The organism is Rheinheimera sp. A13L (assembly GCF_000217935.1).
In the GTDB taxonomy this organism is placed as follows: Bacteria; Pseudomonadota; Gammaproteobacteria; order Enterobacterales; family Alteromonadaceae; genus Pararheinheimera.
The window spans coordinates 19,900-33,198 of the sequence record NZ_AFHI01000010.1; the positions used below are offsets into that span (position 1 = coordinate 19,900).

General features: G+C 46.4%; 13 protein-coding genes. 5 read left to right on the forward strand and 8 right to left on the reverse strand.

From position 1 onward, the window contains the following. Positions 1–48 precede the first annotated feature (48 nt). The 8 genes from RHEIN_RS06425 to RHEIN_RS06465 all read right to left on the reverse strand — a co-directional run bounded on the left by RHEIN_RS06425 (position 49) and on the right by RHEIN_RS06465 (position 7,456). A complete protein-coding gene (locus RHEIN_RS06425) occupies positions 49–477 on the reverse strand; it encodes a DUF2069 domain-containing protein (RefSeq protein ID WP_008898167.1) in 429 nt (142 codons plus the stop codon). Further along, the gene (wrbA, locus tag RHEIN_RS06430) at positions 474–1,061 is read right to left on the reverse strand and encodes an NAD(P)H:quinone oxidoreductase (protein WP_008898168.1); all 588 of its coding nucleotides are present in this window, start codon (positions 1,059–1,061) and stop codon (positions 474–476) included. The genes RHEIN_RS06425 and wrbA overlap by 4 nt, the downstream gene beginning before the upstream one ends. After that, positions 1,058–1,405, reverse strand: coding sequence for an arsenate reductase (glutaredoxin) (gene arsC / locus RHEIN_RS06435; RefSeq protein ID WP_008898169.1), 348 nt, complete (start codon positions 1,403–1,405; stop codon positions 1,058–1,060). Before arsC ends, wrbA begins: the two co-directional genes overlap by 4 nt. A gap of 16 nt (positions 1,406–1,421) precedes the next feature. Further along, positions 1,422–2,882 (reverse strand): M48 family metalloprotease, encoded by a 1,461-nt coding sequence (locus RHEIN_RS06440; protein WP_008898170.1) that lies wholly within the window; start codon positions 2,880–2,882, stop codon positions 1,422–1,424. Between the two features lie 301 nt (positions 2,883–3,183). Beyond that, the gene (locus RHEIN_RS06450) at positions 3,184–5,199 is read right to left on the reverse strand and encodes a TonB-dependent receptor family protein (RefSeq protein WP_008898171.1); all 2,016 of its coding nucleotides are present in this window, start codon (positions 5,197–5,199) and stop codon (positions 3,184–3,186) included. 16 nt (positions 5,200–5,215) lie between these two features. Beyond that, on the reverse strand, positions 5,216–6,328 hold the full coding sequence (locus tag RHEIN_RS06455; protein ID WP_008898172.1) for a PQQ-dependent sugar dehydrogenase: 1,113 nt from the start codon (positions 6,326–6,328) through the stop codon (positions 5,216–5,218). A gap of 103 nt (positions 6,329–6,431) precedes the next feature. Next, positions 6,432–6,905 (reverse strand): thioredoxin-dependent thiol peroxidase, encoded by a 474-nt coding sequence (gene bcp, locus RHEIN_RS06460; RefSeq protein WP_008898173.1) that lies wholly within the window; start codon positions 6,903–6,905, stop codon positions 6,432–6,434. 23 nt (positions 6,906–6,928) lie between these two features. Continuing rightward, positions 6,929–7,456, reverse strand: coding sequence for a glycine cleavage system protein R (locus RHEIN_RS06465; protein ID WP_008898174.1), 528 nt, complete (start codon positions 7,454–7,456; stop codon positions 6,929–6,931). Positions 7,457–7,598: 142 nt separating this feature from the next. On the opposite strand from RHEIN_RS06465, the gene dapA reads away from it, so the two are divergent. From dapA to pheS, 5 genes are all read left to right on the forward strand, one after another. Beyond that, complete coding sequence (gene dapA, locus RHEIN_RS06470) at positions 7,599–8,480, forward strand: 4-hydroxy-tetrahydrodipicolinate synthase (RefSeq protein ID WP_008898175.1); 882 nt, start codon at positions 7,599–7,601, stop codon at positions 8,478–8,480. Positions 8,481–8,490: 10 nt separating this feature from the next. Then, complete coding sequence (gene bamC / locus RHEIN_RS06475; RefSeq protein WP_008898176.1) at positions 8,491–9,555, forward strand: outer membrane protein assembly factor BamC; 1,065 nt, start codon at positions 8,491–8,493, stop codon at positions 9,553–9,555. 801 nt (positions 9,556–10,356) lie between these two features. Then, on the forward strand, positions 10,357–11,439 hold the full coding sequence (locus tag RHEIN_RS06480; RefSeq protein ID WP_158005468.1) for a DUF2066 domain-containing protein: 1,083 nt from the start codon (positions 10,357–10,359) through the stop codon (positions 11,437–11,439). Further along, positions 11,439–12,146 (forward strand): DnaA regulatory inactivator Hda, encoded by a 708-nt coding sequence (gene hda, locus RHEIN_RS06485; protein ID WP_008898178.1) that lies wholly within the window; start codon positions 11,439–11,441, stop codon positions 12,144–12,146. The genes RHEIN_RS06480 and hda overlap by 1 nt, the downstream gene beginning before the upstream one ends. A gap of 172 nt (positions 12,147–12,318) precedes the next feature. After that, positions 12,319–13,299 carry a phenylalanine--tRNA ligase subunit alpha gene (gene pheS, locus RHEIN_RS06490; RefSeq protein WP_008898179.1) on the forward strand — a complete coding sequence of 327 codons (981 nt, stop codon included), beginning with the start codon at positions 12,319–12,321 and terminating at the stop codon, positions 13,297–13,299.

Genomic DNA, 13,299 nt, shown 5'->3' on the forward strand with positions numbered 1-13,299 from the left:
TGTCGTTAACTACTCTGCGGTTATGTACGCTGGCGTTGTTACTTTAGATTAGTCTTTGATGCTTCTTATTGGATCATCTTTTAATTTAGGGATTTTTAAACCCAGCTCTCTGCCTCTGTTACGGGCGTAATAAGTGCAGCCAACAAACATCAGGCAAGAAAACACTAACTCTACCAGTGCCAGCAAAAATTCTGTGCCTGAACTTATCCACAAATGGGTCAGGCTGTGGATCATATACAGCATGACAATAAAGTTCGCCCAGGCAAAGGTATAAGCTTTGCCGGTGATCATGCCCCAAAGCGGAAACCACAAAGGTGTCCACAACAGAGCAAGCAGAACCTTGGCACTGCCAAGTTCTGGTGGGGCGAGCCATAAAACCCAGAGGGGGATCAGCAGAAAAAGCCCGCTAAAGCCAAGACGGCCAAGCCAAAGATAAAGACGGGTGGAGGAGGCCATAGCGACAGAAGAGTTTGTCATAAAGTACTGAATCCAGAAGTTTTTAATGCGATAGCGGCTAATGCCAGACGTTTGCCAAATTGAAGCGCCAGTTGATGCTCATCTTTACTTAAGCTGTCTGAAGCAGATAAACCACTGACATGACTTGGACCATAAGGAGTGCCACCAGTTTGGGTATGATGCAGCTCTGGTTCAAGGTAAGGCAAGCCAACAATCAGCATACCGTGATGCAATAAAGGCAACATCATGCTGAGTAAATTGGCTTCATTACCACCATGCATGCTGCCAGAGGAGGTAAAGACACCGGCAGGTTTGTCCGTTAATGCACCTTTTAGCCACAGACTACTGGTGTTATCCCAAAAGGCTTTCAGTGGTGCAGCCATATTGCCAAAACGCACCGGACTGCCAAAAGCAAAGCCGTCAGCATCCAGCAAGTCCTGCTCTGTCACAACCGGATGAAGGCCTGGCACTGAACCGTCTAAAGCCGGCACAGTCCGCAGCATCACTTCAGCGCCGGCTTGTTGGGCACCAATAGCAATTTTTTCAGCTAAAGCGGTAACAGAACCATGACGGGAATAATACAAAATCAGTAACACAGCTTTCATGCCAGCAGTGCCAGCATTTTATCGGCAGGACGGGCTATTACAGCTTTGCTGCCCACCTGTAACACTGGTCTTTCCATCAGTTTTGGATGAAGTACTATAGCTTCAATCAATTGCTGTTCGGACAATACAGGATTGGCCAGATCCAGCGCTTTGTATTCATCTTCTTTGCTGCGCAATAAATCACGGACAGGTAGCTGCAGCGCTTGAAGTAAAACGCTCAGTTCATCAGCAGATAAAGGCTGGTCCAGATAATAACGGATGGAAAAATCTTTACCGCTTCGCTCCAGCAGTGCTAATGCTTCACGACTTTTTGAACAACGATTGTTGTGGTATAGCGTAATCATAAATAGTGCCTTGAGTTTATAAACGTTTCAGACGGTTTAATTCGGTTTGCCATTGTTTTTTCTTAGCTTCAATCCGTCTGTTTTCTAAGCTGTTATTTGGCTCCAGATGATTTAACGCCTCGTTTAAGTCATCTATGGCTTTAGGGTAGATTGCCATTTGGTAATATAACTCAGCTCTTGCTTCGTAATAACGTGCAAAATCTTCCATCGCTTTGTAGGTATCTGCCAGCATTTCATAAGCTGGGAAAATATCATTTTTGTAATAAAGTAAGTTACGCAGCAAGTGAACGGCCAGTCGGTAGGCTTTGCCCTGAATGGCGGCATTGGCGTAATTCAGAGTCACCACCTGGTTATTAGGTTTGAGCAGGTACTGTTGCTCCAGCATGGTCATGGCTTGTTCAGCCTTACCTTGTGCCAGCAAAATATCAGTATAAGCGTCTATGTAATACAAATTATCCGGTTCTTGCTGACGCAGCTTAGTGATAATTTGATCTGCTTTTTCCACTTGCTTGTCATCAAAATAAGCTAAAGCCAGGCCATACTGATTGGCTTTGGTATTGCCGCCAGGTTCGGCCAGCTTGCGTAAAAAATAGCTCTGGGCGTCTTTGCTTTTGTAGTGATAGCGCGCCATTACGCGGGCTTTGGCCAGTGCATAATCCTGACTGTCTGCAACAAAACGTTTAGGGTATTGTTCGGCTCTTAAACGTGAATCGGCAACCCGGGATTGTGACAAAGGGTGAGTGTATAAAAAAGCCAGCTGAGTATTGGCAAAACGGCTTTTTTCCGCCAGTTTATTAAAAAACTCAGGCACAGCATAAGGGTTATAGCCGGCATCGGCCAACAGCTGAATACCTATACGGTCTGCTTCCTGCTCGTTACTGCGGGTAAAATTGATTGCACTTTGTTGCGCCAGTCCCTGAGCGGCCATAATACCTGCCATGCCAGCTTCAGGATTGACTGTTGCCAGCAGAATTGAGCCTAAAATACCTGCGAGTGTTAATGGGCCATTTTGCGAACGGGCTTCGACAGAGCGGGCTATATGGCGCTGCGTGACGTGAGAAATTTCGTGTGCTATCACAGAGGCAAATTCACTTTCGCTGTCTGACACAGCCAAAGTGCCGGTATGGGACACTATATTGCCGCCGAGCGTGGCAAAAGCGTTGATGTTTTTATCATTCACCCAATAAAACCGGAACGGAAATTTAACGTCCTGAGCTTTAGCTACCATTTGGTTGCCCATCGCATTCAGGTATTCATCCAATAAAGGGTCATACACCATAGGCAACTGGCCTTTGGTCTGGCGCATCATCACGTCGCCTAACTGCTTCTCTTTATCCGGTGTTAAGGTGGAAAAGGCATTGCCACCAATGTCAGGTAATGCATTATTTGCCTGAACTGAAGTTACAGAGGCCAGAGCTAAACATAAACTGAACAGGCTCAGCTTCACGAGTTGTGTTTTTACTGCAAATTGCTTCATTTATTTTTGAACTCAGTCATACCGGCTTTAAACACAGGCAATTTTAATTCACTTGGTCTGCTTACCCCAGCTTTTTTTGATAAATCTGTAACCGCAACACAGAGATAGATGATCTTGAAGTTGCATCAGGGTATTTATCAAAGCCAGGGTAAAACGGAGTCTACAGTGGTTCAGTTAAATGTGGGTAAGCCACTGATTAATTTCACTGTCTTTGGCAGAAAAAAACCGACGAAGTTCAACACAATCTGTTTTTTAACAAAATGCAGAGCTTACCCCGTGAAAGATAAGCCCTGCGATACTATTAAAAACTCAGGCTAAGTCCCAAAGAAACTGAACGGGGCAATGCAGGTTCAAAAGCACGTCCATTGGCCTGATTGACCACAACAGCACCGACATAGTTTTTATCGGTCAGATTGTCCAGACCCAACCAGTAGCTCAGTTGCATTGCAGGCAAAGTGGATCCGCCCATCAGCTTCAGGTGATACACAGTAGACGAAGGGGCAAACAGCAGGTTTTGATCGCTGGTTGCTACTTTGCTGCGATACAAAGTGTCCAGTTGCAGCATCCATTCAGAGCTTTGGAACGGCATCCAGCTGATTTGCCACTGGGCTTGTTGTTTGGCGACACCAGGCAGCAATTTACCGTCCAGATCGCCTTGCACAAAACTGGCATTGAGTTGGGTCAAAGTCCATTGATGTTGCCATGAAGCAGAAGCAAACCATAATGCTGACAGCTCGACGCCGGTCCGTTTTGTTTCGCTGGCATTACGGTAGCTGGTGCGACCGCCGAAGGACCTGTCTACCACTAACTCGTTTTCACTTTCAACCAAAAACACGGCCACGCTGGAGCGCCAGTTGTTTTGCTGCCATTTATTCCCCAGTTCCCATTGCTGATTGGTGCTGGCTTTTAATCCCAAATTCAGGCCATCGCTATTACTTTGGTAGGCCATTTCAGTAAAAGTTGGGGTTTCAAAGCCTCGTCCTGTGCTGATATACCAGGATAAATGCTCAGATTGAGCAAAATTAAGGGCTAAAGCCGCTGAGGTTTTGCCAAACGAAGTGGAGCCGCTGTCGTCCGGATTTTGTGGCGTGATATAAAAATCTGTCACATCAAAATCCAGTTCAGATCGGCGCACACCGCCACTGAGTTGCCAGTCAGGGTTTACATCCCAGACAAAACGGCTGTACAGATCAGCTGATTGTACTTCGCCTTCTTCATCGCGGCGCAAATCACCTTGTATACCCTGATTATTGACATAACCCCGGCGTTCATCTGTGCTTTGTTCCAGAGCGCCGCCAACACTTAAACGAAGCTGCTTAAACTGCCAACTGTAGGATGCATCCAATCCCTGATAAGGCCGGCTTAAATCAATCACGCCGCCAGCCGAAGTGGGGGCTGCACCATCAAAACCTAAATACTGACCTACATCACGTTGACCAGACCAGGCGGCCAGCTGCCAGCTTTGTCTATCCAGTTGCTGCGACAGGTTCAGGCTCCATTGCTGTTGTTTGCTAAATTTACGGGTATCAAAAGTCAGCGCATTAGCGGCTGTCTGGCGAGGGTTGTCCTGCCACTCCTGTGCAGTTAACCCCAGTGGATCCTGCAATAAAGGATCGTAAGACCAATCGTAGCGCAGTTGCAGTTTTAGCTCGTTATCAAAAGCACTTTGCCATAACCACTGCGCTTGTTGCTTTTTTGCATTGCTGTGTGGACGTGAGCTTTGTAATTCTGCATTCTTCAGGCTAAGTGAAGTCGCATGCTTGCCCTGCACTAAAGCGCCGGATAGTAGCTGTTGGCGGGCAAACTGGCTGTGGCTTAGTTGCACTGAAGCAGAGTTTTCTGTTGGCCAGCGGCTTTGCAACGCCACTACACCACCGGCTGCATTGCCATACAAGACAGCAAGAGGGCCTGTCAGCACTTCAACGGATGCCAGCTGATCCAACAACACTGAACTAAGCTGACCCTGACCATCCGGGCTGGACAGCGGAATACCGTCCTGCAACAAGCGAATGCCCCGAATGCCAAAACTGCTACGGCTACCAAAACCTCTGGCACTTAACCGGCTGTCCTGAGCATAGTTGGCTCTGCTGTCGGCCTGAATGCCGGGAATATGTTGCAATAAAGCGGCGGCATCTATTTGCAGCGAAGGGTTGTTAAAGTCTTTACGAAAACTACTGGCAGCACTGCCCATCCACGGAGATTGCTGCGCCTGAGCTGTGATCACAATGATTTCATCAGGAAGTCTGTCTTCTGCGCTTAAGGCGACAGAAAAAAAACTGAGCGCCAGAGCGCTCAGTTTAAAAGGTAAATAATTCATGTAGAGGAGGTTCTCATCACTGTGGTGATAAACGTAATAACTTACCGTCATTTTCGTCTGTCAGCAGATACACTGCGCCATCTGGTCCTGCCTGCACGTCACGAATGCGGGAACCGATACGAATACGTTCTTCATGGCTGACTTTATCGCCTGTCAGTTCTAAACGTACCAGTTGACCAAATTTAAGCGAGCCTACTAACAGGTTGTTTTGCCAGCCATTGATTTGACTGCCAGTGTAAAAACTCATACCACTTGGGGCTATGGATGGCACCCAGTAATGCAATGGTTGCTCTAAACCTTCTTTAGTTTTTTGGCCTATCACACCACCACCGTATTCTTCACCATAAGTGATCACAGGCCAGCCATAATTTTTACCTGCAGCTGCTATATTAATTTCATCGCCGCCCTGAGGACCGTGTTCGTGAGTCCATAACAAGCCGGTTTGTGGGTGAATGGCTGCACCTTGAATATTGCGGTGTCCATAAGACCAGACATCGGCTTTGGCATCAGCCTGGCCTGCAAAAGGATTACCGGCAGCAACTGAACCATCTTTATTCACTTTCACTACTTTACCAAAGTGGCCTGACAGTTTTTGAGCGTCATCACGACGTGAACCTCTATCACCCAAAGTGATAAACAATTCTCCTGCAGGAGTAAACACCAAACGGCCACCGTAATGGTGGTTGCTGTTAATGGCTTCAGCCTGACGGAAAATGACCTTCAGCTGTTTTAAGCTCTTGCCATCCAGTACGGCACTGGCAACTGCTGTCGCATTGACACCACCATCGCGAGGTTCACTGTAACTGATGTAAATAGTTTTGTTTTTGGCAAAATCCGGATCAAGCACCAGGCCTAATAATCCACCCTGGCCTTTGGCATGCACAGCTGGCACGCCTTGAATCGGCTCACTTTTTTCGCCGGTTTTGCTGATGTAACGTAAAGTGCCAGTGCGTTCTGTAACAAGGAAAGAGCCATCTGGCAAAAATTGCATGGCCCATGGGTGGCTCAATCCGGAAGACAGCGTTTGCATGTCCAGTGTTACTTTTTCAGTTTTTAAGGATTCAGCCAGCAGGGGCTGAGTGGTCAGACTAAGTCCGACAATCAGGCTGAACAGGGATAATTTACGCATACCACGGATCCTTTTTTAAACAGATTAAAAAATTGAGCATAAAGGATACCGTAAAAAAGTACCGAAAATGCGGCTGGTATCCAGATGGACAGGACTAACGGGGTTAAGCCTGACCTTTCAGGTAAGCCAACACCACATCATGGTGATTACTGGTTTTAAAGTTATCAAATACCTGACTGACATTGCCATCTTGCTCAATAAGGAAGCTGATACGGTGAATACCGTCATAAACTTTCCCCATAAATTTCTTTTCACCCCAAACCCCAAAGGCTTCTGCAGCTTTGTGATCTTCATCACCCAGCAAAGTAAAGTTTAACTGCTCTTTTTGTTCGAATTTCGCCAAACGGGCAGGCGCATCAATACTAATACCTACAACTTGGACATTAAAATTCGCCAATTGCGTTTTACTATCGCGTAAACCACAGGCCTGTACTGTGCAGCCTGGTGTCATAGCTTTAGGGTAAAAATAGACCAATACACGACTTTGTTTTAATAAAGTGCTGAGCTGTACCATCTGACCTGTCTGGTCTGGCAAACTAAAATCCGGCGCCTGTTGTCCTGCGGTTAATCTGTTCATCGTTTTTCCTTTTCACTTTCTGTTTATAGCTGAGCTTCAAAACACCCTGTCAGTTGAAGCTGTTCAAGTAAGACAAACAGGTCCTGCTTAATCAGTTCAATCTGCGCACCTTGCGGCAACTGTACCGTCATAGTGCAATGGTTTAACAGCTGCTGAGTTTTAGCGTCCGTCAGCGTTTCAGTTCGCAGCGCACCTATATGGATCTGATGATTGGCAAGCAAAGTGGTGATAGCACCCAAAGTGCCCACTTTATCTTTACCTGTGTATTCCAGCACATAATGTGCGCTTACCGCTGCGGTGGGCTGAGCAGATGTACGTTTGGTCATGGTGAGCAGATCAAGTTCAAAACCTAATCCAGGCAATAAATGTTCTATGCGGCTGATGGCCACTGCATCACCGGATAACAGCATAATAAAAGTGAATTCGTTGCCAAAAATAGCCATACGGCTATCGACTATATTGCAGTTACAGTCTGTAACCAGACGCGCCAGACGGCTGACCAACCCTGTTCTGTCTGCACCTATTGCAGTGACGACCAATTGTTGTGGCATGCTAAGTTGATGTCTCTGAATGAAAAACGGCTGCGAAGTTTAGCATATTTAGCGTAAATTTCACCTGTGTGACAGTCCCTTGCTTGTGTTTGTTGTCGTGCGTCATTACCATAGGCAGCCTGAAAATTATGGAGCCTTTAGCATGTTTAGCGGAAGTATTGTTGCTTTGATCACCCCTATGGGTCCTGATGGTGCTGTGGATTATGGCAGCCTGAAGAGGCTGGTGGATTTCCATCTAAGCAATCAAACTGACGCATTGGTGATTATGGGCACTACTGGCGAGTCCGTTACTTTAAGTTTTGCCGAACAATTAGCAGTGCTCAAGGCTGTTCTTGAACAGGTTGATGGCCGTATTCCCGTGATCGCAGGCAATGGCTCGAACTCAACTGCTGATGCGGTGGACAAGACCAAAACCTTATCGGCATTACCCATAGCAGGTTTTTTAACCGTCACGCCTTATTACAATAAACCTATGCAAAAAGGCATGCTGGCGCATTATCAGGCCGTTGCTGCCGCCACTGACAAGCCTGTTATTTTATATAACGTGCCTGGTCGTACCGGCGTGGATCTATTGCCGGAAACTGTGGCTGAACTGGCAAAAACCCCGAACATTGTGGGTATTAAAGAAGCAACGGGTTCTATGCAACGTCTGGCGCAATTACAGGCTTTGTGTCCGGCAGATTTTTTATTATTCAGTGGTGACGATGCAAGTTGCTGCGAATTTATGTTAAAAGGTGGCCATGGCGTCATTTCGGTGACCACCAATATAGCGCCTGCTTTGATGGCCCAGATGTCAAAAGCAGCGATAGAAAAAAATACAGAATTGGCAACGCAGCTCGATCACAAGCTTCAGGGCTTACATCATCAGTTGTTTATCGAAGCCAATCCTATTCCGAGTAAGTGGGCACTGCTGAAAATGGGGTTAATTGCTGATGATATGGCAAGATTACCTTTAACCCGATTGGAACCAATTCATCAAAGCGTAATCGAACAAGCGCTGAAACAAGCCCAGATTAATGTGTAGGAGTTTTATAGTGCAGTATTGGATCCCGGCAAGCTTAGCTGCCTCGTTATTAATTTCTGGTTGCTCTTTATTCCCTGAAGATGCTGCTGATCAAGCGGCTCCAGAGGCAAAACCAGTGGCTGAGTTACAAGTTCCGGCTGGTTTAGCCGCTGCGAAAAGACCGGCACAATTTGATATTCCTCCAACGCCAAACGCTCCAGTGACGGAAGTGGAGCTGAAGTCGCCTATGCAGGTGCTGGCTCTTGCAACCAATAGCAGAGTGGAAGAAGAAGAAAAAGAAGCACGGATTTGGTTTGAACGTTCAGAGTTTTCCGGTGAGTTATTGCCTTACCTGAAAAAGAGTCTGCAGGATTTTGGTCAGGAAAAACAAATCGAAATTACGCAAAAAGATCAGGACGCATTAGTCTTTGAGACCGGTTGGGTCAGCCGTTTCGAAGAAGAAGGTTTCTGGTTATGGAAGAACATGGTCGAAAAAGAGCAAAGTCGTTTCCTGATGGTATTTGAACCTAAAAGCCATGGTCGCTCTGTAGGTGTGCGGGTCCAGTTACTTCAGCACCGTTTTATTGACAAAGATTCTAAACTGTCTGCGATAGCGCAAAAACGTGAAGAAGTTTACTTCCTCAATCGTTTTGTAGATAAAGTGGCTACGGTAGAACTGGCGCAGATTAGACAGAAAAAAGCTCAGTCACGTCAGATCACTCTGACCACAGGATTTGATGCTGAAGGCAATGCGGCCATGCTAACAGGCCAGTCTATTGATGTAGCCTGGTCACAGTTAGAACTGATGTTTGAACAGAATGGATTTTTGGTTAACGATTTGGATAGAACCAAGTACACTTTTTTCCTGACTTATCAGCAACCTGAAGCGGGCTTCTGGGATTCATTGTGGGGTAGTAAAGAGACTATTGCTGTGCCTTTGACTCCTGGTGACTATCAGTTAGTGCTGACAAAAGCAGACCTTGGCACCAACCTGAGCTGGCGTGATAGCTCAGGCAAAGTATTGTCTGCCGATCAAATCACGGCTTTGCATCAGACTCTGGTGCAAATAATCAGAAAAGATAATATAGAGCTGTAATAGCTTGCTTGCAAACAAGTGAAAGCTGAATGCATTTGTGCCTGTTTCCAAAGTCCTATGCAGCTGTCTGACAAAGTGTAGGTAGTGTGTAAAGTCAAAGCCGGATGACTCCGGAGCCAGATTTAAAAAAAACCACCTGCGGGTGGTTTTTTTATGTCCATGGAAGGACGGTATGTCGAAAATGCAGGAGCATATTTTCGACGATGTCCATGGAAGGACGGTATGTCGAAAATGCAGGGTGATAGCGGTCTTTCGAAATGCCAACAGTTTTGCATTTCGCCGCTATCACGCCTTCGCCTCTGGCGAAGACCGGAAGCTTGTTGCAACTATCAGCAGCCTTCTTTGAACAGAGTCTGACAGCAAGCATCAAAAACTACTGTATCTGCGCCAAGCGGTGCAGGATGAATAAAATAACGCTATGATTAGGCTCAATTTAATTGCCTTCAAAAGCAAATAAAAGGCAGCAGATACTGAGTCAGCTGTATGAGCTGAGCATTTTTGTCGGCATCAGCTCTGTTGTTTTGTATGCCAACTAAGCGGACGGCTGGCTTCATAACCTTATAATTTCAGCAGAAATAGGTGTTGTTGCTATTCTGTTGGCGATCCTGATGCGCTTATCAGGTAAAATAGCACGCTTATGAGGGCAAACCTGGTGATTCGGCTTATTATGGCGGCTATCTCCATTGAGTTTATCAGTCTTGGCTTAAAGGGTATTTTCCCTGTTTTAGCTGGTTAAGAGTATTAGCAGGTTAAGGGTAAAAGATGAGATTACTTAGTGCTGTATTATGTTTGATAGCGTGTATGAGTGTTGCGCACGCAAAACAATTGACTGATTTGTATCAGTCCGTTGTGCCTGCAGGTCAAAGCCAAAGTGCCTGGCAACAACAGGCACTGGCGCAGGTCTTGGTGAAAGTGACAGTTAATCCTCAAGTGATTGAACAAGCGGCTATCAAAGCCGAGCTGAAAAATGCCGGTAACTATATTAAAACCTTTGCTGCAGTCAGTTCAGAGCAGGGGCCTGCATTAAAAGTAGGGCTGGACGAGCAAAAAGTGCAGCAGTTGTTAAGTCAGCACCAGATCGCGATTTGGGGCAGCAGACGCCCTGCCATCGTACTCTGGGCTGTGGAGCAAACCTCTGAAAGCCGGGTATTTATGCAAGGTGCTGCTCATCCTGTGTTGGAGCATTTAAAGCAACAGGCCTTGGCTATTGGTTTACCGTTAGATTTACCTACCGCCAACGATGCCTATGTGCCATCCTTGACCCAGGACGATGTATGGGCTGGTAACTGGTTGCTGATTGAGCAGGCTAGTTTGCCTTTTAACGCGGATCAAACGCTGATTTTGTTGTTCGATCAGCCTTCTGCCGATCAATACAGATTAACCTGGCAAGGTTATGAGGCTGGTCAGTTGGTCAGCAATGAACTGCTGGCCAGTTCACAGCAAGCATTAGCCAGTCAGTTTTTAACAGCTTTGACAGCCCAACTTGCCGGTAAATTTGCGGTTCAGTTAGGCAGTCAGCAGGGAGATATTGAGCTTGAGCTGGATATCGAAGGCCTCACTAACTTTGTTGATCAGGTCAAGGTCCAGCAGCTATTGGGAGCTATGTTGTCGGTAAAACAAGTCACAGTGCAGGAACGTAAAGCTGATTTATTGAAGTTTAAAGTGCAATTGGCGGCAGACCGCAGTGCCTTTATTAATTCTTTATCGCTGGAACGCCGTTTCCAATCGCTGCAAACCCAGGCTGAACACATCACTCCAATCGAATCAACAGATGCAGCGGACGAGCTGTTTTCTGAAATGGCGGCAGAAATGGCAAAAGAGGCAGCAGAGCCAGTGCCAGAAGCTTTACCTGCCGTATTACGTTACAGGTATATTCCGAACTAATGACTCCGGTGCAATACACTCTGGCAGTGACGCTGCCGGAAGATGAAACTCTTGATACCTTCTATGGGGCTGAAACCAGCCCTGTGGTAGGTTATATCAAACATTTTTTAACCACTCCCTTTGAACATCGACTGCCTTTGTATTTGTTCGGTGCCAGCGGCAGTGGCAAATCACATTTGTTATACGCAGCTTGTGTGCAGGCGCAGGAGCTGGGTTTAACCAGCCAGTTGCTGAGTCTGGAAGATTTTAAAGCCTGGAGTCCCCGTATTCTGGATCAACTGGAAGAACTGGATGTTGTCTGTCTGGATAATATTCAGGCGATAGCTGGGGATATCAGTTGGCAGGTGGCGGTGTTTGATTTGTACAACCGCATGACAGAGCAGGGCAAAGCTTTGATTATTGTTGCCGATCAGGCACCAACTGAACTGGGTATTACCTTGCCGGATTTAGTCTCACGCTTGCAGGCCTGCACCAGTTTTCAGTTGCGTTTATTAGGCGACGAAGATAAACAAAAACTGCTGCAACAAAAGGCCCGTTTACGTGGCATGGAGCTGCCGGACGAAGTGGCACGCTTTTTACTCAACCGTCAGCAACGTGATATTAGAGAGCTGGTGCAAATTCTCGATTTACTGGATAAAGCATCCATAGTGCATCAGCGTAAGCTGACCATTCCTTTTGTCAAAGATATGCTGAGCTTATCTCACTGATTATTAGCCCTTTGAACTAAAAAAAGCCTTATTTTACCCAAGCCCTGAGCGCAAATCTGGTGTATTATTGCCACCTTTTTATACGACATCTTTACCCAAAGGGAGTAACGCCACAGCCCAGAAAGCTGTGGCTGCAGCTACTCAGGGAATTAACGCTGGTCTGAGGATAGCGATGAACTTAACCGCCATTTTAGAAGAAGCCTTACAGGCAGTCGCTGTAGCGAATGATATCAACGCACTGGACGAGGTACGTGTTGCCTTTATGGGCAAAAAAGGCAGCATCACTGAGTTGCTGAAATCTTTAGGTGCTATGGATCCGGAAACCCGCAAAACTGCAGGTCAACAGATCAATGACTTAAAACAGCAAGTGCAGGATGCGTTAAACAATAAACGTGATCTGATGCAACAGGCTGAGTTGGCAGAAAAACTGTCAAAAGAGCAAATTGATGTCACTTTACCAGGTCGTGTGTTAGAAGCTGGTGGCTTGCACCCTGTGACCCGCACTATTCGCCGTATTGAAAGCTTTTTTGGTGAGCTGGGTTTTGAAGTCAAACATGGCCCGGAAATCGAAGATGATTTCCATAACTTTGACGCGCTGAATATTCCGGCGCATCACCCGGCCCGTGCTGATCACGACACTTTCTACTTTAATCCAAAGCAGATGCTGCGTACCCAGACCTCTGGTGTGCAAATTCGTACCATGGAAACAGAACAGCCTCCGCTGCGGATCATTTCCCCTGGCCGTGTGTATCGTAACGACTACGATCAAACCCACACCCCGATGTTCCATCAGGTCGAAGGTTTGATGGTCGACAAAAACGTCAGCTTTACTGAACTCAAAGGTATTTTGCACGACTTCCTCAATAACTATTTTGAAGAAGACTTGCAAATCCGTTTCCGTCCGTCTTTTTTCCCTTTTACAGAACCTTCAGCTGAAGTAGACGTGATGGGCAAAAACGGCAAATGGCTGGAAGTATTAGGCTGCGGTATGGTGCATCCTAATGTATTACGTTCTGTTGGCATCGACCCTGAAATCTACAGCGGTTTTGCTTTTGGTATGGGCGTTGAGCGTCTGACCATGTTGCGTTATGGCGTAACAGACCTTCGTTCATTCTTCGAAAACGATCTGCGTTTTCTAAAGCAATTCAGATAA